The organism is Pseudomonas sp. WS 5079, assembly GCF_012985465.1.
Lineage (GTDB): Bacteria > Pseudomonadota > Gammaproteobacteria > Pseudomonadales > Pseudomonadaceae > Aquipseudomonas.
The window spans coordinates 53,748-75,279 of record NZ_JAAQWN010000006.1; the positions used below are offsets into that span (position 1 = coordinate 53,748).

The following is a 21,532-nucleotide window of genomic DNA, read 5'->3' on the forward strand; positions in this document are numbered from 1 at the left end:
AGACTCGGTTATGTTTGGCCGAGGGCTTGTGTCATGATGATCCGACCGCAGGTTAGTCGTCCTCTTCCTATATGAATAGATCTTCCGCGTTGCTCCTTGCCCTTGCCTTCCTCGGCGGCTGCCAGTCCATGGCCCCCGTATCGCCGCAGAATCCTGCGCCGGTGGAAGACAGCACCCCCGCCCCTGAAAAACCCAAGGTTTATTCCTCGTTCAGCGAAGAAACAGTGTTCAGCCTGCTGAGCGCGGAGCTGGCCGGCCAGCGCAATCGTTTCGACATTGCCCTGGATAACTACGTGACCCAGGCCATCAACACCCAGGACCCGGGGATCTCCGAGCGCGCGTTTCGCATCGCCGAGTACCTGGGCGCCGACCAGGCCGCCCTGGATACCGCGCTGATCTGGGCGAAAAACGCCCCGGACGACCTGGAAGCCCAGCGCGCCGCGGCGATCCAACTGGCACGTGCCGGGCGCTACGACGACTCCATGGTCTATATGGAGAAAGTCTTGCAGGGCAAGGGCGACACTCATTTCGACTTCCTCGCCCTGTCGGCCGCCGACACCGACCAGGACACCCGCGATGGCCTGATGAAGAGTTTCGACCGCCTGCTGCAAAAGCACCCAAGCAATGGCCAGTTGGTCTTTGGCAAGGCGCTGCTGCTGCAACAGGATGATGAACCGCAAGCGGCTCTCAAGCTGCTGGAGCAGAACCCGCCGGAAGAAGGTGAAATCGCCCCGCTGCTGCTGCGCGCACGCCTGCTGCAAAGCCTCAATCGCGGCAAGGAAGCCTTGCCGCTGCTGCAAAAAAGCATCAAGAAGTATCCGGACGACAAGCGCCTGCGCCTGACCTACGCACGCATGCTGGTGGAACAGGACCGCATGGAAGACGCCAAGGTAGAGTTCGCCAGCCTGGTCCAGCAATACCCGGACGATGACGAATTGCGTTACTCCCTGGCACTGGTCTGCCTGGAAGCCAAGGCCTGGGAAGAAGCCAAGGGCTACCTGGAAGACCTGATCGCGCGGGAAAGCCATGTCGATTCGGCCCACCTGAACCTGGGGCGCATCGCCGAGGAACGGGATGACCCGCAAGGCGCACTGATCGAATACGCCCAGGTTGGCCCCGGCAACGACTATCTGCCGGCACAACTGCGCCAGGCCGATATCCTGATGAACAACGGCCGCACCGACGAAGCCGAAAAACGCCTGGCCGCTGCCCGTGATGCCGAGCCGGACTACGCTATCCAGCTGTATCTGATCCAGGCCGAAACCTTGTCGGCCAACAATCAGGGGGAGCGCGCCTGGAAAATCCTCGCCCAGGCCCTGCTGCAATACCCCGACGACCTGAACCTGCTGTACACCCGCGCCATGCAGGCCGAAAAACGCAATGACCTGGCCCAGATGGAAAAAGACCTGCGCCTGATCATCAAGCGCGACCCGGACAATGCCATGGCACTGAACGCCCTGGGCTACACCTTGTCAGACCGTACGACGCGCTATGCCGAGGCCAAGGCCCTGATCGAACAGGCCCACCAGCTCAACCCGGAAGACCCGGCTGTGCTCGACAGCCTGGGCTGGGTGAATTACCGCCTGGGCAACCTCGACGAAGCCGAACGCCTGCTGCGCCAGGCCCTGGAGCGGTTCCCCGACCAGGAAGTCGCCGCGCACCTGGGCGAAGTGCTCTGGGCCAAAGGCAACCAGCGCGAAGCCCGACAAATCTGGGCCAAGTTCCTCAAGGAACAACCCGACAGCCCTATCCTGCGCAGCACCATCAAGCGCCTGACCGGATCCGAGACTCTTTAATTCTATGTTTTTGCGCCACGCCATCGTTTTCAGTTTTATCGCCTTGCTCGCCGGTTGTGCGGGCTTCGGTGCCCGTGAGTCCGTCGAAGGCCAGGGCAACCCGGCACAATGGCGACAGCACAAGGATCAGCTCAGCAGCATTGATGGCTGGCAGATCGAGGGCAAGATCGGGGTTCGCGCACCGAAGGATTCGGGCAGCGGTACCTTGTTCTGGCTGCAACGCCAAGACTATTACGACATCCGCCTCTCCGGCCCCCTGGGCCGTGGCGCTGCACGCCTGACCGGTCGACCGGGACAAGTGAGCCTCGAGGTAGCCAACCAGGGCCGCTACGAAGCGCCGTCACCGGAGGCCTTGCTCGAAGAGCAGGTCGGCTGGAAGCTGCCAGTCTCGCACCTGGTCTGGTGGGTTCGCGGGCTGCCCGCACCTGACAGCAAGAGCCGCCTGAGCCTCAATGGCGACAGTCGCCTGGCCACCCTGGAACAGGATGGCTGGCAGGTTGAATACTTGAGCTACGTGGAACAAAGCGGCTACTGGCTGCCCGAACGTATCAAGCTGCACGGCTCCAACCTTGATGTCACGCTGGTGATCAAGGACTGGCAACCACGCAAACTGGGGCAGTGACATGACTGAACGCCTGACGCTGCCGTCCCCGGCCAAGCTCAATTTGATGCTGCACATCCTCGGTCGTCGTGAAGACGGCTACCACGAGTTGCAGACGCTGTTTCAATTTCTCGACTACGGCGACGAGATGACCTTCGCCGTGCGCGACGATGGCGTGATTCAACTGCACACCGAATTTGCCGATGTACCCCACGACAGCAATCTGATCGTGAAGGCCGCAAAAAAACTTCAGCAGCAATCCGGTTGTACGCTGGGCATCGATATCTGGATCGATAAAATCCTGCCCATGGGCGGCGGCATCGGCGGCGGCAGCTCGAATGCCGCGACCACCCTGCTCGGTCTCAATCACTTATGGCAACTGGGTTGGGACGAAGATCGCCTGGCCGCACTGGGCCTGACCCTGGGCGCCGACGTCCCGGTTTTTGTGCGTGGACACGCCGCATTTGCTGAGGGTGTCGGGGAAAAACTCACACCCGTAGACCCCGAAGAGCCGTGGTATGTCGTGCTTGTTCCGCAAGTATCTGTAAGTACAGCAGAAATTTTTTCAGATCCGTTGTTGACACGTAACTCTTCTCCCATTAAAGTGCGCCCCGTTCCCAAGGGAAACAGTCGAAATGACTGCTTACCGGTGGTAGCAAGGCGTTATCCAGATGTACATAACGCATTGAATTTGTTAGGTAAATTTACCGAAGCAAAACTCACCGGAACTGGAAGTTGTGTGTTTGGGGGCTTCCCAAACAAAGCTGAAGCTGATAAAGTCTCGGCCCTTCTTACAGAGACCCTTACAGGGTTTGTAGCAAAGGGAAGCAACGTTTCGATGTTGCATCGCAAGTTGCAAAGTCTGCTCTAAAGGAACCGAGTACTGGGTACTCGTTGCAACAGATACAGGGGCGTCGCCAAGCGGTAAGGCAGCAGGTTTTGATCCTGCCATGCGTTGGTTCGAATCCAGCCGCCCCTGCCATTTTCTATACTCATCCAGGTTACCCTCAGCCTCTAGGTACTGCGCGTGTCCAAGATGATGGTCTTTACGGGGAATGCCAACCCCGATCTGGCTCGGCGTGTTGTACGTCAGCTGCATATCCCTCTCGGTGACATCTCTGTCGGTAAATTTTCCGACGGCGAGATTACAGCCGAGATCAATGAAAATGTCCGCGGTAAAGATGTTTTCATTATTCAGCCGACTTGCGCTCCGACCAACGATAACCTGATGGAACTCGTCGTGATGGCTGATGCCTTCCGCCGCTCCTCAGCGACTCGAATCACAGCTGTAATCCCTTACTTTGGTTATGCCCGTCAGGATCGCCGTCCGCGTTCTGCACGTGTGGCTATCAGCGCGAAAGTCGTCGCTGACATGCTGACCGTGGTAGGTATCGACCGTGTTCTCACGGTTGACCTGCACGCTGACCAAATCCAGGGGTTCTTCGATATTCCGGTAGATAACATCTACGGCTCCCCCGTCCTGGTGGATGACATCGAAGACCAGCGCTTTGAAAACCTGATGATCGTGTCCCCGGACATTGGTGGCGTCGTGCGTGCACGGGCTGTTGCCAAATCCCTGGGCGTGGACCTCGGGATCATCGACAAACGCCGTGAGAAAGCCAATCACTCTGAAGTGATGCATATCATCGGTGATGTCGAAGGGCGTACCTGTATTCTGGTCGATGACATGGTCGATACCGCCGGCACCCTGTGCCACGCGGCAAAAGCCTTGAAAGAGCACGGTGCGGCTAAAGTCTTCGCCTACTGCACACACCCTGTGCTGTCGGGCCGAGCGATCGAGAACATCGAGAACTCCGTGCTGGACGAACTGGTGGTGACCAACACCATCCCGTTGTCCGCAGCTGCTCAAGCCTGTGCGCGTATCCGTCAACTGGATATCGCCCCGGTTGTTGCTGAGGCGGTTCGCCGTATCAGCAATGAAGAATCGATCAGCGCGATGTTCCGCTAAGGGTCAAACCTTGGCAGCATCAACCTGACGAAAAGCGCCCCGCCCCAGCACTCTGCTGGGGCGGGGCTTTTTTGCCCATATCGCCTTTAGCGCTGGTCGCAAACGCTGGGGCGAATGTGGTTATTTTGGAGATACAACATGAACGATTTTACTTTGAATGCTGAAGTGCGTTCCGACCTGGGGAAAGGTGCGAGCCGCCGCCTGCGTCGTCTCGCAAGCCTGGTTCCAGCTGTAGTCTACGGTGGCGAAAAAGCCCCTGAATCCATCAGCATGCTGGCTAAAGAAATTGCCAAACTGCTCGAAAACGATGCGGCCTACAGCCACATCATCGAGCTGAACGTAGGTGGCAAAAAGCAGAACGTCATCATCAAGGCCCTGCAACGTCACCCAGCTAAAGGCCACGTGCTGCACGCTGACTTCGTACGCGTTGTAGCCGGTCAGAAACTGACCGCTATCGTACCTGTGCACTTCGTTGGCGAAGCTGCTCCGATCAAGAAAGGCGGCGAAATCTCGCACGTTGTAGCCGAGATCGAAGTGACCTGCCTGCCGAAAGACCTGCCTGAGTTCATCGAAGTCGACCTGTCGGCTGCTGAAATCGGCGACATCATCCACCTGTCCGACCTCAAGGCGCCTAAAGGCGTTGAGTTCGTCGCACTGGCTCACGGTGATGACAAAGCTGTTGCAAACGTTCACGCTCCGCGCGTTGCACCAGAAGCTGAAGAAGGCGCTGCAGAGTAATTCACTCTGTAATGCCGGAGCTTGAGGAAACATCGCGGACCGAAACGTAGCGAGAAAGCGGGCGATAACGCGGCGTTTACTCTTGAGTAAATGATCTCTTGTTGTCCACTTTCGCCGCCCGTTGGTTGCGGCGATGTTATCCACAACTCCAAAGGAAGGGCCCCTGTCGTGACTGCCATTAAACTGATCGTTGGCCTGGGAAATCCAGGCGCCGAATACGAACAGACCCGGCATAACGCGGGGGCCCTTTTTGTTGAGCGTATCGCCCACGCCCAAGGTGTAAACCTTGTGGCCGATCGCAAATATTTTGGCCTGACCGGGCGCTTCTCGCATCAGGGTCAGGATGTTCGTCTGCTGATTCCCACCACCTACATGAACCGCAGCGGCCAGGCTGTCGCGGCGCTTGCGGGCTTCTTCCGGATCAAACCCGAGGAAATCCTGGTGGCCCATGACGAACTGGACCTGCCACCCGGCGTTGCCAAGCTCAAGCAAGGCGGCGGCCACGGCGGTCATAATGGCCTGCGCGACATCATCGCGCAGTTGGGCAATCAGAATACGTTCTACCGCCTGCGGCTCGGCATTGGCCACCCAGGCGTTGCCAGTATGGTTTCAAATTTCGTCCTGGGTCGTGCGCCACGCGCCGAACAGGAAAAACTCGATGCCAGCATCGATTTTGCCCTCGGCGTGCTGCCGGATATCTTCGCCGGTGAATGGAACCGTGCGATGAAAAACCTGCACAGCCAGAAGGCCTGACTCTTATCCGAGGGGAAACACCATGGGATTCAATTGCGGCATCGTCGGCCTACCTAACGTCGGCAAGTCCACCCTGTTCAACGCCCTGACCAAGTCCGGTATTGCGGCGGAGAACTTCCCCTTCTGCACCATCGAACCCAACACCGGTATCGTGCCAATGCCCGATCCGCGCCTGGAGGCCCTGGCGGCCATCGTCAATCCCAAGCGCATCCTGCCGACCACCATGGAGTTCGTCGACATCGCCGGCCTGGTGGCTGGCGCGTCGAAAGGTGAAGGCCTGGGCAACAAGTTCCTGGCCAACATCCGTGAAACCGATGCCATCGCCCACGTGGTCCGCTGCTTTGAAGACGAGAACGTGATCCACGTCTCCAACAGCGTCGACCCGAAACGCGATATCGAGATCATCGACCTGGAACTGATCTTCGCCGACCTCGACAGCTGCGAAAAGCAACTGCAAAAGGTCACGCGCAACGCCAAGGGCGGCGACAAGGACGCAGTGGTCCAGAAGGCCCTGCTTGAGCAGCTGATCGCACACTTCACCCTGGGCAAGCCTGCACGCAGCCTGATGAAGAGCATGAGCACCGACGAAAAGGCCGTGATCAAAGGCTTCCACCTGCTGACCACCAAGCCTGTGATGTACATCGCCAACGTGGCTGAAGACGGTTTTGAAAACAACCCGCTGCTCGACGTGGTCATGGCCATTGCCGAAGAAGAAGGCGCGATGGTTGTACCGGTGTGCAACAAGATCGAAGCGGAAATCGCCGAACTGGAAGACGGCGAAGAGAAAGACATGTTCCTCGAGGCCCTGGGCCTGGAAGAGCCTGGCCTGAACCGCGTGATCCGTGCGGGCTACGAAATGCTGCACCTGCAGACCTACTTCACTGCCGGTGTCGAAGAAGTGCGTGCCTGGACCGTCAAGGTTGGCGCTACCGCACCACAGGCTGCGGGTGTGATCCACACCGACTTCGAAAAAGGCTTTATCCGCGCCGAAGTGATCGCCTACAACGACTTCATCCAGTTCAAGGGCGAAGCCGGGGCCAAGGAAGCCGGCAAATGGCGCCTGGAAGGCAAGGAATACATCGTCAAGGATGGCGATGTGATGCACTTCCGCTTCAACGTATAACGCTTCACCGGCGGCCTATGCCCCCACAAAAAAAGCCGATGCCCAGCATCGGCTTTTTTTATGGCCGCACCAATAACGACGCCGATCTCCAACAGTTCAAGCGGCCCATGAAACATCAAGCAATCGTTAAATATTTTTAATAAAGACATCTAAAAAACAGGACGCAACCACTTCAAGCATGAGATTTGCTTAATCAATAACATTCATAAATCATTTAAGACTTCTCCTACCAACAGCTACAAATAACCTTCCTACAAAAACTTGAATATTTCCCAAGAACAACGCCCTAAACACTTAAAGCACAACAGCGGCGCATTCCAACATCCTTTCGCGATGACAACCTGGATATTTTGCGGTCTACTGGTCAATATCATTCGCTAATTCAAACAATAGTGAAGCGACAACTCTATTGGAGCAATAGCAATATGTCGGCCTCCTATCAGAACGAAGTTGAAACAGATACGCCATTCAACGAATACCCAGACATCGAAACAACTATCATAAATACCGCCCCGCTCAACATTGACATGCTGCTGCTGGGGGAAACGGGGACGGGTAAGGACACCTTGGCGCAACGTGTTCATTGCTTATCGGGGCGGCGGGGGAATTTCGTCGCACTCAACTGTGCGGCAATACCGGAGAGCCTTGCCGAAAGCCAACTGTTCGGTGTCAACAGCGGGGCCTACACAGGGGCGATGCAGTCACGTGCAGGTTCTGTCGAGGCCGCGCACCTGGGGACCTTGTATCTTGACGAAATAGACAGCATGCCGCTGAGCCTGCAGGCCAAATTGCTGCGGGTGCTGGAGTCGCGGGGGGTTGAGCGCCTGGGCTCAACCCGCTTTATTCCAGTGGATATGCGCGTGATCGCCTCCGCGCAGCAATCCTTGCATGAGATGGTCGAGCAAGGAGCGTTCAGGCGCGATCTGTACTTTCGCCTGAACGTGGTCAACATCAACCTGCCGCCCCTGCGCGAGCAACGAGATCGCATCATCCCTTTGTTCCTGAAAATGATCCGGCAGGAGGCCGAGTATTTCAAATGCCCTGTGCCGGCCCCCCCCAGCCACCTGTTAACACAATTACTGTGTCATCCCTGGCGGGGGAATGTCCGCGAGCTGCGTTCGACGGCCAAGCGTTTCGTCCTGGGGTTAGCCCCCCTTTGCGTCCCCGAGGCAGCGCGCGCAGACATGAACATGCCTCTCAAGGAGCGGCTACAGCAGATAGAAAAATCACTGATTGAAGCCTCACTGAACCGCCACGCCCACAACGTCGACGTGGTGGCCATCGAACTAGGCGTTGCCAAGCGCACACTTTATTACCGGATGAAACAACTGGAAATATCACTGACCTGAGTACCTTGCACAACTCACCCGCACGGCGCTGAAAAAGTTACACCTTTTGAAATACACCCTCCAGAAACACGTGGAACGCATACATCTTCTGCGCCACATAAATCATGGAACAGCGAAACTGGATGTGACACACCACCTCTCAGGATCGCCCTATTCCAGTGAGATCAACGTTAAGTACGGAGTAAAAAATATGAGTATCGGTTCTATTGGCTCTTCCGGATCTAACCCTTACGGCAGCGGCGCTGGTGGTATGAGTGTAGAACAGGCCGACGCGGGCCTTGAAGCCGCAGAAGCAAAAAAGAGGGCAGATGGTGTGAAAAACGCTTGGAAAACTGCGGAGAACCAAAATACCGCAGGTATAAAAACAGCCGCTGACGCACTCCGTTTGTAATCAGTCCGGCAGCCCTCTGGCCTTCCTGGTGCTTGATAGCGGGAAGGCCACTTAAAGTCTGCGCTACACCTCCCCTCCTGAGTACTTACGTAATAGGCGCCATATGTTTATAGGAAGAGTAAGTTCTTTTGAAGAGGATAATCTTGCTGGCGCTGCAAGCGCACAAGATTCATCTGTCTCTAGTACCGACGTGAACTTTTTTGCCTCAATCATGGCACCGTCAATGCCGGCAAATTCGGCGACAACTTATACGACGCCACAAAGTATGCTTTCCGAGGCATCAGGCAAACTATCCTCCGTAACCCAACGCATGACCAAAAGTCTGCGTGCCCTGAGTGGCGACGATAAGTTTGACGAAGCGCGCAAATACCCGGACCAACTGTCCGATACGCTATTGCTCACGCATTTACTCGTCAAGAGTGTCGGTAAAACCGCACAATGCGTGGATAAAATCTGCAATCTTCAGTAGATAAACATGACTCGCACCCTGCGTATTGTATTAGTTCTAGCGTTTTCATTTATGCTCAATGCCTGTAGTGAACGTATCGAACTTCACCGTCAACTCTCTGAGCAGGAAGCCAACGAGGTCCTCGCAGAGTTGGCAGACAAACATATACGCGCCAGCAAAGTTCCCGCCAAAGACGGTGTTGTCGTGATGGTCAACGCATCCGACATCGGACGCGCCGTACGTACCCTGGATGCAGTGGGATTGCCCAAGGCCGCCCGCGCCACCATGGGCGAGACGTTCCGCAAGGAAGGGGTCATCTCGACCCCGCTTGAGGAACGGGCGCGCTATATCTATGCCTTGTCCCAGGAGCTGGAAACAACGCTGTCGAACATCGACGGAGTCATCGTCGCCCGGGTACACGTGGTGTTGCCCGAGCGAGTCGCACCGGGTGAACCGGTGCAACCCGCCTCCGCATCGGTGTTCATCAAACACGATCCCCGGCTCGACCCCGACAACATCCAGGCCCGTGTGCGCCGGCTGGTTGCCAGCAGTATCCCTGGCATGACCAACACCGCCGAAAACCCGCAAAAATTGACCGTGGTATTCGTCCCGGCAACGGCCTACATGGAGCAGCAACGCCTGGCCTATTTCGGTCCATTCCTGGTTCCCGGGGACGACATTGGATTTTGGCGGGCCAGTATCACATTCACCCTGATCGTTTTGGTGCTGCTGATTATCGCTGTAACGTTCTGGCGGATCCGAGGCCAGCGCGTACTGCCGCCGCCACCCCCTAACGCCCCGGCCCACGCGCCCGATGAGTAACCTGGCTTGGGTCCAGTGGTGGGCAACCCCCTGGATGTATTCGCGTGAAGATTGGAGAGCGGCTGATGAACACCCTGCGCTGAATGGGCTGTATCGCAGTCGGCATTCATGGGTAGGCAAGATATACGGCATCGCCCCCTGCCTGCCTCCCCCGCCCCAGCCCACCCTGCTTCAATTGGCGCTCGCCTCGCCGGACCAACTGGACCTGGTGCTGGCATTGGTCGACAGCACGTGTCGCCCGAGCCACGCCAGCCTATTGAATGAAAGCCTCCTCCAGTGGTGCAACCGACTCTCCAAGGCGTTGCCTGCAGATATGTTGTTGCCCGATGACGACCCCCTGCAATTACTACGAACCTGGGTCAGCCCGCCAACCTGGCAGAGAATCAGATTGAGGTTTTCTCGCAGGCGCGTCTTGGAGCTGGAGAAAAACGCCCTTTCGCTGGGCGACTCGTACAGTCGCCTCGATACCCTTTGGCACGCCGTAGTCTGGCGGATTGCAACGATCAACAGCGACGGTAAAGCGCCTTATGCCAAGGACCATGGAGACTGAAAACGATGTTTTGCCGACATAAAATCGACTTGCCCAAAGGTGCCGCTGCCACTCCCGAAACCCTGATCCCCCGCGAAACGCTGGCGGGTTATGCCCAGGCCAACACTGTGTTGGAACACGCCAAGGCCCAGGCCAGGAAATTGCTGAAGTTGGCAGAAAAGCAGCGTGAAAAGCTCCTGGAACAGGCCGGCCTTGAGATCTGGCAACGTGCCGATGCGCAGTTCAAACGCTGGGAAGTCGAGCGCCAGGCGATGTACGACAACCTTGAGCGCTATGCCTCGTCTATCGCCAACCAGGCTATTGATCTGCTGCTCGAAGAAACGCCCCCAGCACAACGCATGGCGGCCCTGATCAAGCAATTGATGGCAAGCCAGGTTCCGCTGGTCAAGGCGGCTTTGCTATGCCATCCACAGGAACTGGAAGCCGCCAGGCACTTCCTGGCCGGCCACAACAATACGCTCTGGGCGTTGCGTGCTGACGATACGGTCAAACCTCAAACACTGCTGCTACAGACCGAAGAGGGAGACTTCTGTATCGGCTGGGCCGCCATGCGCGATAGTTTCCAGGAACAAAGCGACAAGTTCTTGGGCAGCTGATTTTAAACACGCATATGTATCCAAAATAAATGGCTACATCTGGAACCAATTCGAAATACAAACCACAGAGAGGAAACACAAAAGGAGCGAAGCCATGAACTACTACGAAGGTTATAGAGCACGACTTGTACAGGATGCGAAGCTCACTAGAAACGATGTCCGCGACTTGATGGAAGACAACTCTGGATCTGAGGAAGATATGGCTTTGTTCTACGAACTGCTGAGGAAGAATCGCAAATCCGAATACGTTTACACCGAGCATATTAGAGCCAGGCATATGCTGCTCAAGTCTGGCCTGGACAGCGGGCAGTAAATTGAAGGAGCTACTTTGCAACTGGTTGAACAGCCGCACTGAAGAACTAATACTGTTTGAGGATGACGACGAAATAATCCTCAGCCGCGGTTCTGACACCCTGTTACTGCGCGTCCAACTGACCTCAAGCCGGCCTGACAAATCACACCTCCACACCTGGATGCGCCTGGGCAATGCAAGCCTGAGTCACTTTCAGGGAGCGCTCGCCCAGGCGCCTGCAACGGGTGTGCTCTGGCTCGTCCAGTGTCTACCGCACAGCGCCGGCGAAAAGCATCTATTGGACAGTCTCGAAGCCCTGCTCAACCAGCGCGATACCTGGCGCGCAATGATTACGCGCCTCACAAAACCAACCCCAAGGTTCCAGCCCACGTCACTCCGATCGCTGCCGCACTAATCAGGGAACGCTCCATGTATAACAAAAACCACAAGCGCACTTGCTTGCGCGCCGTCTCGCCTGCATCCCCCCAAAAAAGCCGCCGTTGGTGCTGCCTGCTGGTGCTGCCCTGGTTGCTGGCGCCCTTGCAGAGCCCCCTCGCCGCTATCCCCGCCGAATGGAAAAACACCGCATACGCCTATGAAGCCGAACATAAGCCAGTGCGCGATGTACTGGAGGATTTCGCCCAGACCTTTGGCACGCAATTGCAGATCGACGGCCTGCTGGAGGGCAACGTCAATGGCAAGATACGCGCCAACACCCCGCAGTCGATGCTCGACAGGCTGGGGGTAGAACACCGCTTCCAGTGGTACATGTACAACAACACGCTGTACATCAGCACCCTGGACCAGCAAGAGTCCGCGCGCCTCGAGGTGTCCGCCGAGACCGTGGCTGACTTGAAGCAGGCATTGACCGATATTGGCCTGCTCGATAGCCGTTTTGGCTGGGGCGAACTGCCCGACGATGGCGTGGTGCTGGTCTCAGGCCCCAAGCGCTATATCGAGCAGATCAAGAACTTCAGCAGCCAGCGTAAATCTCCCGACGAAAAACAGAGCGTGCTGACGTTCCCGCTCAAGTTCGCCAACGCGGCGGACCGCCCGATTGATTACCGTGGCGAAAAGCTGGTCATCCCGGGGGTTGCCAGCATGTTGCGCGGGTTATTGGAGCCTCGCGATGCCTCGGCACTGTCGTCAATGAACCCACGCCCCACCTCGTCATCGCAGCCTTCGCCCATAACCCCGATCCTGCCCCGCCTGGGCAACCCGATGCTGGACCAGATGCTCGGCTCGCAAGCGTCCCTGGGGCAGACGGGGCCAAGCATGGCGCTCACATCCCGGGCACCGCCTGCCCGAGGCAAGATCCGTGTCGAGGCCGATGTGCGTAACAACGCGGTATTGATCTATGACCTGCCAGAGCGCCAGGCAATGTACCGCGAACTGATCGCTCAACTCGATGTGGCACGCAAGCTGGTGGAGATAGACGCCATCATCCTTGATATCGAGCGCACGCAACTGCGCGAGTTCGGGGTCAACTGGGGCTTTCAGAACAGTCGCTTTCGCGCCGGTGTGAACATGGCGCCCGGCACCTCCGCGCAAATATCGATCGAGAACCGTGACCGCTTCTACGCCGACATCCGGGCCCTGGAGGCCAAGGGACTGGCGACCATGGTGTCCAACCCGTCAGTGTTGACCCTGGAAAACCAGCCGGCGGTGATTGACTTCAATCGCACCCAGTACCTGACCGCCGGCGTCGAAAACGCAACCATCTTGCCCATCACCGTGGGCACCAGTTTCCAGGTGGTGCCGCGGGTCATCACCTCGCGCGGCAGCCACCAGGTCTATCTGGCGGTGGATATCGAGGACGGCAACTTCGACGAGTCCAACCCTGAGCGCATCGGCCCCGATGTGCGCCGGGGCAAGGTCAGCACCCAGGCGGTGATGGCTGAAAAACGCTCGCTGGTGGTCGGCGGGTTCCATGTCACCGAAAGCGCCGACCAGAAAAACAAAGTGCCGGTACTGGGGGATATTCCCTTGCTGGGCAAGGCGCTGTTTTCTTCAACCCAGCGCAAAAACAACCGGCGTGAACGCCTGTTTATCCTGACCCCACGGGTAATCGGCGACCAGGCCGACCCGTCACGCTACTTGCCCCAGGACGACCAGGTGGAACTGCAAGCAGCCCTCAAGCCGCTGGCCAGGCGCTATGCCGGGCACCCGCCGGTGATCAAGCGCAGCGAGATCACCAGCGCCCTCGCCCACCTCGTCACCGGCCAGGTACCCGATGCGTTCAAGGCCGCGCCCATGCCCCTGGGCCTGAACACCTTGTGCAACCCTCGCGAGTTGCTGGCGCTCAATACCGAACGCAGCCAGTGGTACGCCGGCCCGCAGTTCAACGTGGCGGTGGTGGTGATGCGCAACCAGTTCAAACGCAACGTGCGCATCGATGAAAACGAATGCAGCAACGCCCAGACCCTGGCCGTCAGCGTCTGGCCACGGGCCTGGCTCAAGCCGGGCGAAGAGGCTGAGGTGTTCATCGCCATGCGCCCGGTGGTCAAGGATGAACACATCGGTATCTCCCGCCCGTCCCTGCTCACCCCAACACGGAAGACTGCGCCATGAAACAACCACTCGCCGGCATCACCCTCTTCGCACTGGCTCTGTTGATGGGCGGTTGTACACCAACGTGCAAAGGTGACTCCTGTTCACGGCCACAATCGAGCGCCGGCAAGCTGGTGGTCTGGTGGCCGCCGCAGATGCGGGTCGAACCCGGCCCCTCGGGCGAAAGGGCCGATTACCAGACGATCTCGCTGGAGCAATGACAAGCATGGGATTGCCCGACGAGGGTGCGCGTCGCCAGGTACTCCTGGACAACCTGGTAAGCGGCAATGCCGCCTACCAGTCGCTGTGTCCGGGCATTGGCCTATGCCGTCTGAATGCCGGGCGCCAAGCTGGCCTGGCCTTGCAGATTGCACCTGAGGCGTTGCAGCCTGGCCAGTTGGACCAGGTGCTGAAGCGGCGCTTTGCCCACGCGATCGGGTTCGATGGCTGCTTTGTCTATCTCGATGGCAAGGGCAGCCTGGTGATCTGGCATGCATGGTCGCCAAAAGGCCATTCGCACGATGACATCGTCAGCCGGCTGCTCTCCCTGGCCAGGCTCGAGGCCCTGGATGTGCACCGCGCGCCCTAGCGGCGCGCCAACTCCGGCAGCTCCAGGGTCTGGCGCTTGGCCTCATCATCCAGCTCACGCAAGGTGCGATAGATCAACGCCACCGCCTGCAAGGTCTCCCGCGGGATCGGCGCGCCCAACTTGCGTTCATACAACATGCGCGCCAACCACACACACTGGATCACCGGCACATCAGCAGCCTTGGCCCGGCCAATCAGTTTGCGGGCCTGGGCATCCGTGCCCTTGTCGACCAACATGGGCAGCGGCGTCTTGCCAGGCCTGTAGTACAGCGCCACGGCATAGTGCGTCGGGTTGACCACCAGCATGTCGGACTCTTCAAGCTTGGGCAGCTTGACCTTGGGTTCTTCCTGGGCGAGTTGATAGGCCAGGGAGCGGCGCTGGCCCTTGACGTGAGGATCGCCCTCCATGTCTTTGTACTCCTTGACCACCTCCACCTGGGTCATACGCATGCGCTTGGCAAAGAAGTACTTCTGCATGGCCAGGTCGACCAGCGCGAGCACCAGCAGCAGCCCGAGGCAGGCGTGCAGCAAATGGCGGAACAAGGTAATCAGCGCCACGATGTAGCTTTGCAGGTCGCTGGTGGCGAGGTTGATCAGCACCCCCAAGGACGGGGTGATCACCACATACAGAATCAACGAGAGCAGCAATGCCTTGGCGAGCCCCATCAACAGGTTGATCACTGACTGGGCAGAAAACATCTGCTTGACCTGATTGAGCGGGTTGAGGCGATTGAAGTCCGGCTTCAAGCTCTCCGGAGCGAACAAAAAACCGAACTGCAGCCAACTGCTCATCAGCTTCACGGCAATCGCTACCCCACACATCAACAGGCCGAACGAAAAAAACACCACCAGGCCGTCCATCAACACTTCTTCCAGGGCGCGAACAAACGGTTGGCCAATGCGCGAAAACGGCAGCGCCATCAACTGCTGGAAGCGCTGCAGGCTGGTTTGGGCAGTAAACAGGGCGATCTCGCTGATCGCGGTAAGCACCAATAACTTGGCCACGTCCTGGCTCTGTGCGACCTGGCCTTTCTTGCGTTGGTCCTTGAGTTTCTTGGGGGTCGCCGCGTGTTTTTTCTCGCCTGAGTCACTCATGACCCCACGCCCCCAATCATCACGCCCAGGGAGTGCTTGAGGTCGAGCAAAAGGCCCATGCGCCCGGCGATCAAATCTTCCAACAGGGGAAAGTACAGCAGTAAAAAGGCCAGGCCTGCCAGGCTCTTGGCCGGCATGGCCAGGGTCGACACCTGCAACTGCGGGCTGTAGAGCCCCAGCAGGGCAAAGCCGAACTCCAGCAGCAACAGCACCGCGATGAACGGCGCGGCGTAGAGCATCATGTGCACGAAGGTATCGCCGAGCAGGCCCAGGAACACGCTGAAGCCATTGACTGCGGGCAGTGGCACCCAGGCCGTGGGTGGCCAGATCAGATAGCTGTCCCAAATCACCTGCGTCAACGCCCCCAGCCCGAGGGTAGTGATCAACAGAAAAATCGCCAACTGCTTGAACAGATGCCCGACCGGCGTGGCATCCGGCCCCAGCGAGGGGTTGAGTTGCCCGCCCGCCAAGGCGCCTCGCTGGTTATCGAGCAACGCGCCGACCGACTCGACCATCCAGAACGGCATGAACAGCAACACCCCCAGCAACAGGCCCAGGGCCGCTTCCTTGAGCACCAGCCCGGCAAGCAGCAGCGCCGAGTAATCCTTGCCCATCAACGCGGCATGGATGCCGGGCGTGGGGAACAAGGCCAGCACCATCACAATCGTATGCCGGGTCATGCCGCGCACATGCTGGAAACAAAACGCCGGCACCAGGAACATGCACGGGTAGATGCGGGCCATGCTGATCAGCAGGCTGGGCAAAAATTCCAGATAAAGGAGCAAAGGCTGTTCCTCAGTTCAGTGCCGAGCGGGCAATCATGTCGAAGGTCATATTGATCAGTTGAATCAACTCCACGCCGATCCAGCGCCCGGTCAATATCAGGGTTATGCCGACGGCAACCAGCTTGACCCCAAAGGGCAAGGTCTGGTCCTGTACCTGCATCAGGGCCTGCACCAGGGACGTCATCACCCCGACAATCACCGCGACGATCAGCGGCGGCGCCGAGAGCACCACCACCAGCAGCATGCCCTGCTTGAACAGCACGATCGGTTCCATAGATCACTCACAGATAAGAAAGGAACAGGCTGTCGAGCAGCCGCGACCACCCGGAAACCAGCACGAACAGGAGCAATTTCAGGGGCAGGGAAATGGTCATCGGCGAGACCATCTGCATGCCCAGGGCCAGCAGCAGGTTGGAGACAATCAGGTCGATGACGATGAACGGGATGTAGATCAAGAAGCCGATCTCGAACCCGGCCTGCAATTGCGAGATCACATAGGCCGGGATCAGCAACATGAGATCGTCACGGTGGGCGTTTTGCGCCATTTCCGGGGGCCACATGCGGGCGGTGTTTTCCACCAGGTGGGTCAGGATGTCGGGGTCGGTGTTGCGGGTCATGAACAGGCGCAGCGGCTCGATGGCCACCAGCCCCGTCTTCTGGAGCCGTTGCACACTGCTCAGGTCTACCGGGGCGTCCTTGACGTTCTGGACGATCGCATAGCCCACCGGCGCCATGATGAACAACGTTGCCGCCAGCGCGATGCCGTTGAGCGCCATGCTCGGGGGCACTTGCTGCACGCCGATGGCGTTACGGGTGATCATCAGCACAATGATGATTTTCAGAAAGGACGTGCACACGATCAACAGCATCGGCATCAAGGCCAATGCCCCGATGAACAGCGCCAGGATAAGGGGTTCAACCCCCTGCAGCGTCATCGCGCGAAAATCACACGGGACAACTGCAAGCCCAGGCGTCCATCCATCTCGACCAACTGGCCCTGGCCAATCGGCCGGTCGCCGTAGTACAGGCCAGCCATGCCGGGGGCGTAGCCGGCGATACTCAATACCGCGCCGGGGGCCAGGTTGCGCAGCTCGCCAAGGGTCAGGTTCAGGGTGCCACAGCGTACATTCAGGGCCATGCTCAACTCGTCGAAAGGCTCATGGCCAAAGACATCCACCACCGGTTCATCAAGATCATTGTCTTCATACTCCGAGTAGTGTTGTGCTGAAAGATCCTCGTCCACGGACGTTTCCTCGATAGATGTAAGTGTCAGGCACACAGGCCCGGATTCATCGTCAATGCACCCGCGCAAGCGATGCTTGCCAGCGCGCACCTGGCCATTGCCCCGCACATCAAAAAAGGCTTGTTCGAGCATCAGCACGTCGCCGGCACGCAGGCTGCGCACCTGCGTCACGGGCAGCAGCAAGCGCCCCAGCGTCACGGCAATCGCCAACTGAAACGAGGGCGGTAATGGCAAGGCTGTCGGCTGCCAGCGCCCGGTCTCACACAGCGCCAGCAAGCTCTCGGGGGCCAGCAACAGATACCCCACCACCCTGGAGGGCCCCAGCGTCACCGTGAGCCGGCAACCGAAGTTCAGTTTTCCAGGGGCCGTGCGCAGCCGCAGGTAACCGAACAGCGCTCGCACTTGAGGGCTCAAGTGATGCTGGAACAACTCCCAGAACCAGGAGTCCGGATCATTGCCGGCCTCTGCCAGCGTCACCGGGCACTCCCCCAGCAGGCTGAACATTGGCCCTGGCTCGCTGAAGGCCAATAGCCCACAGGCACTTTCGAAGTACAGCGCGGCAGCACTCCTGGGCGCACGCCCAGGCTCGAGCAGCAGCTCTCCGTGCTGGCCTGTCACCTGGAACGGCATGCGCAGGCCTCGCCCCAGTCGCAGGCGTGCCGCAACCGTGGCGCTCTTGACCTGCGGCAGCGCTAAAGCAGGCATGATCATGCCGCGCCCACATTGACCAGATGCAAATCGACGGGCTGGCCCAGCACCTCGGCCAGGCGCTCCTGGCAGCCCTGCCGCACGCCGGTCAGCCAGCGCGCGGCAAGTTCCTGCTCTGCCGCCAGCTCGATGTTCCAGCCCCCCTGTTCACGGCGCACGCTGGCGTTGATCCGCCCCAGGCGCGGCAGGTAAAGCACCGCGTGCAGGGGCCATTGCGCGCTCCCGTGAATCCGGGGAGTCAATTGCGCCGTCATCGCCTCGATCATCAAGGCATCGGCTGACACTCCGGCTGCCGATGCCGAGGTGCCGTAACCTGCACCCTCCGCATCACCGCCCAGCAGTTGGGCAAACAACAGTCCTTGCTCCCAATGCACCACACCCGACAGCGCAGGCTCCTGTTCCGCGCGTGGCTCACGGGGGCGCGGTCGTTCAGGCTTGCTTGCTGGAACTTGCGTCATAGCTCTTCCTGTACCTCTTCCTGGGTCAATAAAACGGACAACTCCTGGAGCTTCTCAACCTCGCGCAAGCATTGGGTGACCTGCTTTTGCGCAGTGGCGACGTGAACCACCTGTTCCTCGCGCCGGCCCTGTAGTGCCTGCAGCTGCCCTTCTTCACGCTGGGTTCCGGCAGCCAATGAGCGCTCCTGGGTACTCCAGGCCTTGAGTTGCTGCAGTGAGAGCACCTGCCCTTGATGCTGATTCAACAACTGCGCGGACTTCTGGATTTCCTCCAGGCGGGTTTGCTCAAGTGCGTCTTGCGCCTGCTGGATTTGCGCCAGCAAGGCTTGCTGGTGCCGCTTGGCCTCACGCAGCGCCCGCTCGGCACGGTCGGCCCGATGCCTGCGCAGGCGCCGCAACGTGTCGATTTCAGAAAGGGACATGGGTCGTCAGGCTCATCAATTGATCGAGGGTCATCGACATCGATGCCGGTTCGCGCAAGTCCTGGCGCAGGAAGCCATCCACCGCCTGGCGACTGTCCACGGCCAGGTCAGTCAGGGCATCGTTGCCGGGCTGGTACTCCCCCAGCTTGAGCATCAACTCGATCTGCTGGTACGCCGACAACAAGCGGCGCAGTGCCGTCCCGGCCTGGATATGCACGGGCTCGGCGACGTTGCTCAAAATCCGTGACAGGCTGGCCAGCACATCCACCGCCGGATAGTGGCCGCGCTCGGCCAATTTGCGTGACAAGACGATATGGCCATCGAGCAGCGAGCGCACTTCATCGGCCACCGGATCGCTCATGGAGTCCTGCTCGATCAGCACGGTATAGATCGCCGTGATCACCCCCTCGCGGGTCAGCCCGGCACGCTCCACCAGGCGCGGCAGCAAGCTGTACACCGACGGCGGCAGGCCGCCACGCCCCAGCGGCTCACCGGCAGCCAGGCCGATTTCACGTTGGGCCCGGGCAAAACGGGTCAGGGAGTCGATCAGCAACAGCACCCGCTTGCCCTTGCGTCGATAACCTTCGGCCAATGCAGTGGCGGTGAAGGCGGCCCGGGCGCGCTCCATGCTCGAGCGGTCGGACGTCGCACACACCAACACCGCCTTGGCCCGCAACTGGTCATCGAGTTCGTGATCGAGGAACTCGCGCAGCTCGCGGCCACGCTCGCCAATCAGGCCAAACACAATCACATCACAGTCAACGTTGCGCGCGATCTCCGCGAGCAAGGTGGTCTTGCCACAACCGGCGCCCGCAAACAGGCCGACGCGCTGGCCTTCGCCCAAGGTCAGCAGGCCATCGATCGAACGGACCCCGGTGGACAACGCCCGATGAATCCGCGGCCGCTCGGTGGGCAACGGCGCCTCGCACAACACCAGGCTGGTGTCTTCGGCCTGCGCCTCGACAAATGCACTGGCGCCCTGCCCCGTGATCGGGCGCCCAAAGCCGTCCAGTACCTGGCCCAACAGCTGATCACTGACACGCACCCGATGGGAGACGCCCAACTGCTCGACACTGGCGCCCACCCGCACGCCTTCAAGATTGCCCAAGGCGCTGAGCACCGCATCCTGCTGATCGAAGCCAATGATCTCGGCCAGCATGTAGTCGCCCGTGGCCTTTTCCACCTGGCACAAATCGCCGATACGCGCATGAGGCAAGCGGCATTGCAGCAACATGCCATTGACCCGCTGGATCCGCCCACGCACCGAGACCGGTGCGAAATTGGCCAGTGCCTGTGATCGGTCCTGCTGCCAGGCGGCCAGGCGTGCCTGCAATTCGGCACTCACCAGCGCACCTCATAGCGCTGTACGCCGTCGAACACCACTTTGCTGTTGTCGATCAGCACCAGGCGCAAGCCATCGACTTCATCCCCGACAAACAGGCGGCTGCCTTCATCCAGGACCACATGGCCATTGGGCCCGCCGACGATCTGCAGAATCTTGAACGGGAACACCGAGCTGCGCTCCTTGACCCGGCTGATCACCGGTACAGGCGTCTCGAACTGCTCGCCAAAACGACTGAGCATGCGTGATACCACCCCCACATCCTCCTGGGAAACATCACCGTCGAGCGCCACCTGGCCATTCACCACCTGTAGGCTGACGCGCTGGCTCAACTCCCGCTCGACGAGCATTTTCAGCAGTTGCTGACGGACTTCGTAGGGTGAGTCCAGCGCGCTTTTCTGGTTCTGTACCGGCATCAACGATGCCTGGGCCTCGTGCTCTCCCGTTGTGGCCAGCCCCACCGCCATGATGATGGCCGCGACCACCACCGCCAGGCTGATCAACCGCTTTTGCTGCGACCCGGAGATCGACGACAACGTCAGCCCCGCAGCCGCCTCCTTGACCGACCTGGCGGGTGACGGAACAGGCGCGGCAGCCGGAGCTTGCGGCCACGGCTGATCAGCCAGGGTCACACACAGTCGAATATTGCCAATCGAAAACGGCACATCCAGTGCCAGGTCGGCAATCTGTGCCAGGAGCCGACCGTCATTGGCGCGCACCAGTCCCTCCTGGGCCTGTACCGACCAGCACTGCTCGATATAGCGCAGCACCACATGGCGCTCGGCAATCCCCTCGTCATATAGCGAAAGGTCAGCCTCCGGATGGGCACCAATACTCCATTGCCCGCCAAACAGCGGCAACGCCGCCCCCTGGCGCGAACCATCCAGCACTCGTAGCTCAAACATCGCCAGGC

26 protein-coding genes and 1 tRNA gene are annotated in these 21,532 nt (G+C 59.2%); 18 read left to right on the forward strand and 9 right to left on the reverse strand.

What is annotated here, in order from left to right; genetic code table 11:
- Positions 1-71 precede the first annotated feature (71 nt).
- The 18 genes from HBO05_RS16870 (at position 72) to HBO05_RS16955 (ending at position 14,567) form a co-directional block, all read left to right on the forward strand.
- Complete coding sequence (locus HBO05_RS16870; RefSeq protein ID WP_170043037.1) at positions 72-1,796, forward strand: tetratricopeptide repeat protein; 1,725 nt, start codon at positions 72-74, stop codon at positions 1,794-1,796.
- A gap of 4 nt (positions 1,797-1,800) precedes the next feature.
- A complete protein-coding gene (gene lolB / locus HBO05_RS16875) occupies positions 1,801-2,418 on the forward strand; it encodes a lipoprotein insertase outer membrane protein LolB (RefSeq protein ID WP_070996768.1) in 618 nt (205 codons plus the stop codon).
- Between the two features lies 1 nt (position 2,419).
- Positions 2,420-3,268, forward strand: a complete 849-nt coding sequence (gene ispE / locus HBO05_RS16880) for a 4-(cytidine 5'-diphospho)-2-C-methyl-D-erythritol kinase (protein ID WP_172313478.1) — start codon at positions 2,420-2,422, stop codon at positions 3,266-3,268.
- A 36-nt stretch (positions 3,269-3,304) separates the two neighbouring features.
- Positions 3,305-3,379, forward strand: a tRNA-Gln gene (locus HBO05_RS16885).
- 45 nt (positions 3,380-3,424) lie between these two features.
- Positions 3,425-4,366 carry a ribose-phosphate pyrophosphokinase gene (locus HBO05_RS16890; protein WP_003171603.1) on the forward strand — a complete coding sequence of 314 codons (942 nt, stop codon included), beginning with the start codon at positions 3,425-3,427 and terminating at the stop codon, positions 4,364-4,366.
- Positions 4,367-4,504: 138 nt separating this feature from the next.
- Positions 4,505-5,104, forward strand: a complete 600-nt coding sequence (locus tag HBO05_RS16895; RefSeq protein ID WP_169954853.1) for a 50S ribosomal protein L25/general stress protein Ctc — start codon at positions 4,505-4,507, stop codon at positions 5,102-5,104.
- A gap of 168 nt (positions 5,105-5,272) precedes the next feature.
- Positions 5,273-5,857, forward strand: coding sequence for an aminoacyl-tRNA hydrolase (gene pth / locus HBO05_RS16900; protein WP_003208389.1), 585 nt, complete (start codon positions 5,273-5,275; stop codon positions 5,855-5,857).
- Between the two features lie 22 nt (positions 5,858-5,879).
- Positions 5,880-6,980, forward strand: a complete 1,101-nt coding sequence (gene ychF / locus HBO05_RS16905; RefSeq protein WP_099167955.1) for a redox-regulated ATPase YchF — start codon at positions 5,880-5,882, stop codon at positions 6,978-6,980.
- Positions 6,981-7,405: 425 nt separating this feature from the next.
- Positions 7,406-8,329, forward strand: a complete 924-nt coding sequence (locus HBO05_RS16910) for a sigma 54-interacting transcriptional regulator (RefSeq protein ID WP_170058584.1) — start codon at positions 7,406-7,408, stop codon at positions 8,327-8,329.
- A 46-nt stretch (positions 8,330-8,375) separates the two neighbouring features.
- Positions 8,376-8,720, forward strand: coding sequence for a hypothetical protein (locus HBO05_RS16915; RefSeq protein ID WP_169954852.1), 345 nt, complete (start codon positions 8,376-8,378; stop codon positions 8,718-8,720).
- Between the two features lie 103 nt (positions 8,721-8,823).
- Entirely contained in the window at positions 8,824-9,189 is a 366-nt protein-coding gene (locus tag HBO05_RS29340; RefSeq protein WP_262381427.1) for a hypothetical protein, read from the forward strand.
- 6 nt (positions 9,190-9,195) lie between these two features.
- Positions 9,196-9,990: a type III secretion inner membrane ring lipoprotein SctJ gene (sctJ, locus tag HBO05_RS16925; RefSeq protein ID WP_172313480.1), complete on the forward strand. Its 795-nt coding sequence runs from the start codon at positions 9,196-9,198 to the stop codon at positions 9,988-9,990.
- Complete coding sequence (locus HBO05_RS16930) at positions 9,983-10,540, forward strand: type III secretion protein (RefSeq protein WP_172313482.1); 558 nt, start codon at positions 9,983-9,985, stop codon at positions 10,538-10,540. Before sctJ ends, HBO05_RS16930 begins: the two co-directional genes overlap by 8 nt.
- 5 nt (positions 10,541-10,545) lie before the next feature.
- Positions 10,546-11,136: a type III secretion system stator protein SctL gene (sctL, locus tag HBO05_RS16935; protein ID WP_169954849.1), complete on the forward strand. Its 591-nt coding sequence runs from the start codon at positions 10,546-10,548 to the stop codon at positions 11,134-11,136.
- A 94-nt stretch (positions 11,137-11,230) separates the two neighbouring features.
- Entirely contained in the window at positions 11,231-11,449 is a 219-nt protein-coding gene (locus HBO05_RS16940) for a hypothetical protein (RefSeq protein ID WP_169954848.1), read from the forward strand.
- Positions 11,450-11,857: 408 nt separating this feature from the next.
- Positions 11,858-13,999, forward strand: coding sequence for a type III secretion system outer membrane ring subunit SctC (gene sctC / locus HBO05_RS16945; protein WP_169954847.1), 2,142 nt, complete (start codon positions 11,858-11,860; stop codon positions 13,997-13,999).
- Positions 13,996-14,199, forward strand: coding sequence for an HrpT family type III secretion system protein (hrpT, locus tag HBO05_RS16950; protein ID WP_169954846.1), 204 nt, complete (start codon positions 13,996-13,998; stop codon positions 14,197-14,199). Before sctC ends, hrpT begins: the two co-directional genes overlap by 4 nt.
- 5 nt (positions 14,200-14,204) lie before the next feature.
- Positions 14,205-14,567 (forward strand): transcriptional regulator, encoded by a 363-nt coding sequence (locus tag HBO05_RS16955; RefSeq protein ID WP_172313483.1) that lies wholly within the window; start codon positions 14,205-14,207, stop codon positions 14,565-14,567.
- Here HBO05_RS16955 and sctU read toward each other — a convergent pair.
- The 9 genes from sctU to HBO05_RS17000 are packed head-to-tail and all read right to left on the reverse strand — an operon-like array spanning position 14,564 to position 21,524.
- Positions 14,564-15,661 (reverse strand): type III secretion system export apparatus subunit SctU, encoded by a 1,098-nt coding sequence (sctU, locus tag HBO05_RS16960; RefSeq protein ID WP_169954844.1) that lies wholly within the window; start codon positions 15,659-15,661, stop codon positions 14,564-14,566. The two genes, HBO05_RS16955 and sctU, sit on opposite strands and share 4 nt — an antisense overlap.
- The gene (sctT, locus tag HBO05_RS16965) at positions 15,658-16,446 is read right to left on the reverse strand and encodes a type III secretion system export apparatus subunit SctT (protein ID WP_169954843.1); all 789 of its coding nucleotides are present in this window, start codon (positions 16,444-16,446) and stop codon (positions 15,658-15,660) included. The genes sctU and sctT overlap by 4 nt, the downstream gene beginning before the upstream one ends.
- Positions 16,447-16,456: 10 nt before the next feature.
- Complete coding sequence (gene sctS, locus HBO05_RS16970; RefSeq protein ID WP_169954842.1) at positions 16,457-16,720, reverse strand: type III secretion system export apparatus subunit SctS; 264 nt, start codon at positions 16,718-16,720, stop codon at positions 16,457-16,459.
- Between the two features lie 7 nt (positions 16,721-16,727).
- The gene (gene sctR, locus HBO05_RS16975; RefSeq protein ID WP_172313485.1) at positions 16,728-17,381 is read right to left on the reverse strand and encodes a type III secretion system export apparatus subunit SctR; all 654 of its coding nucleotides are present in this window, start codon (positions 17,379-17,381) and stop codon (positions 16,728-16,730) included.
- The gene (locus HBO05_RS16980) at positions 17,378-18,400 is read right to left on the reverse strand and encodes a FliM/FliN family flagellar motor switch protein (RefSeq protein ID WP_169954840.1); all 1,023 of its coding nucleotides are present in this window, start codon (positions 18,398-18,400) and stop codon (positions 17,378-17,380) included. The genes sctR and HBO05_RS16980 overlap by 4 nt, the downstream gene beginning before the upstream one ends.
- Positions 18,397-18,855: a type III secretion system HrpP C-terminal domain-containing protein gene (locus tag HBO05_RS16985; protein ID WP_169954839.1), complete on the reverse strand. Its 459-nt coding sequence runs from the start codon at positions 18,853-18,855 to the stop codon at positions 18,397-18,399. Before HBO05_RS16985 ends, HBO05_RS16980 begins: the two co-directional genes overlap by 4 nt.
- Positions 18,852-19,277: a YscO family type III secretion system apparatus protein gene (locus HBO05_RS16990; protein WP_169954838.1), complete on the reverse strand. Its 426-nt coding sequence runs from the start codon at positions 19,275-19,277 to the stop codon at positions 18,852-18,854. The genes HBO05_RS16985 and HBO05_RS16990 overlap by 4 nt, the downstream gene beginning before the upstream one ends.
- The gene (locus tag HBO05_RS16995) at positions 19,264-20,622 is read right to left on the reverse strand and encodes a FliI/YscN family ATPase (RefSeq protein ID WP_169954837.1); all 1,359 of its coding nucleotides are present in this window, start codon (positions 20,620-20,622) and stop codon (positions 19,264-19,266) included. Before HBO05_RS16995 ends, HBO05_RS16990 begins: the two co-directional genes overlap by 14 nt.
- Positions 20,619-21,524 (reverse strand): FHA domain-containing protein, encoded by a 906-nt coding sequence (locus tag HBO05_RS17000; RefSeq protein ID WP_170043046.1) that lies wholly within the window; start codon positions 21,522-21,524, stop codon positions 20,619-20,621. The genes HBO05_RS16995 and HBO05_RS17000 overlap by 4 nt, the downstream gene beginning before the upstream one ends.
- Between the last annotated feature and the right edge of the window lie 8 nt (positions 21,525-21,532).

Bases quoted from the DNA above. Each gene is read 5' to 3' on its own strand.
- sctL (WP_169954849.1), top strand. From the start codon at position 10,546: ATGTTTTGCCGACATAAAATCGACTTGCCCAAAGGTGCCGCTGCCACT.
- HBO05_RS16895 (WP_169954853.1), top strand. From the start codon at position 4,505: ATGAACGATTTTACTTTGAATGCTGAAGTGCGTTCCGACCTGGGGAAA.
- HBO05_RS16910 (WP_170058584.1), top strand. From the start codon at position 7,406: ATGTCGGCCTCCTATCAGAACGAAGTTGAAACAGATACGCCATTCAAC.
- ispE (WP_172313478.1), top strand. From the start codon at position 2,420: ATGACTGAACGCCTGACGCTGCCGTCCCCGGCCAAGCTCAATTTGATG.
- HBO05_RS16990 (WP_169954838.1), bottom strand. From the start codon at position 19,277: ATGTCCCTTTCTGAAATCGACACGTTGCGGCGCCTGCGCAGGCATCGG.
- hrpT (WP_169954846.1), top strand. From the start codon at position 13,996: ATGAAACAACCACTCGCCGGCATCACCCTCTTCGCACTGGCTCTGTTG.
- sctU (WP_169954844.1), bottom strand. From the start codon at position 15,661: ATGAGTGACTCAGGCGAGAAAAAACACGCGGCGACCCCCAAGAAACTC.
- sctC (WP_169954847.1), top strand. From the start codon at position 11,858: ATGTATAACAAAAACCACAAGCGCACTTGCTTGCGCGCCGTCTCGCCT.
- HBO05_RS16870 (WP_170043037.1), top strand. From the start codon at position 72: ATGAATAGATCTTCCGCGTTGCTCCTTGCCCTTGCCTTCCTCGGCGGC.
- HBO05_RS16930 (WP_172313482.1), top strand. From the start codon at position 9,983: ATGAGTAACCTGGCTTGGGTCCAGTGGTGGGCAACCCCCTGGATGTAT.
- lolB (WP_070996768.1), top strand. From the start codon at position 1,801: ATGTTTTTGCGCCACGCCATCGTTTTCAGTTTTATCGCCTTGCTCGCC.
- HBO05_RS16940 (WP_169954848.1), top strand. From the start codon at position 11,231: ATGAACTACTACGAAGGTTATAGAGCACGACTTGTACAGGATGCGAAG.
- HBO05_RS16985 (WP_169954839.1), bottom strand. From the start codon at position 18,855: ATGACGCAAGTTCCAGCAAGCAAGCCTGAACGACCGCGCCCCCGTGAG.
- HBO05_RS16955 (WP_172313483.1), top strand. From the start codon at position 14,205: ATGGGATTGCCCGACGAGGGTGCGCGTCGCCAGGTACTCCTGGACAAC.
- HBO05_RS17000 (WP_170043046.1), bottom strand. From the start codon at position 21,524: ATGTTTGAGCTACGAGTGCTGGATGGTTCGCGCCAGGGGGCGGCGTTG.
- HBO05_RS16980 (WP_169954840.1), bottom strand. From the start codon at position 18,400: ATGATCATGCCTGCTTTAGCGCTGCCGCAGGTCAAGAGCGCCACGGTT.
- sctS (WP_169954842.1), bottom strand. From the start codon at position 16,720: ATGGAACCGATCGTGCTGTTCAAGCAGGGCATGCTGCTGGTGGTGGTG.
- sctJ (WP_172313480.1), top strand. From the start codon at position 9,196: ATGACTCGCACCCTGCGTATTGTATTAGTTCTAGCGTTTTCATTTATG.
- ychF (WP_099167955.1), top strand. From the start codon at position 5,880: ATGGGATTCAATTGCGGCATCGTCGGCCTACCTAACGTCGGCAAGTCC.
- sctR (WP_172313485.1), bottom strand. From the start codon at position 17,381: ATGACGCTGCAGGGGGTTGAACCCCTTATCCTGGCGCTGTTCATCGGG.
- HBO05_RS29340 (WP_262381427.1), top strand. From the start codon at position 8,824: ATGTTTATAGGAAGAGTAAGTTCTTTTGAAGAGGATAATCTTGCTGGC.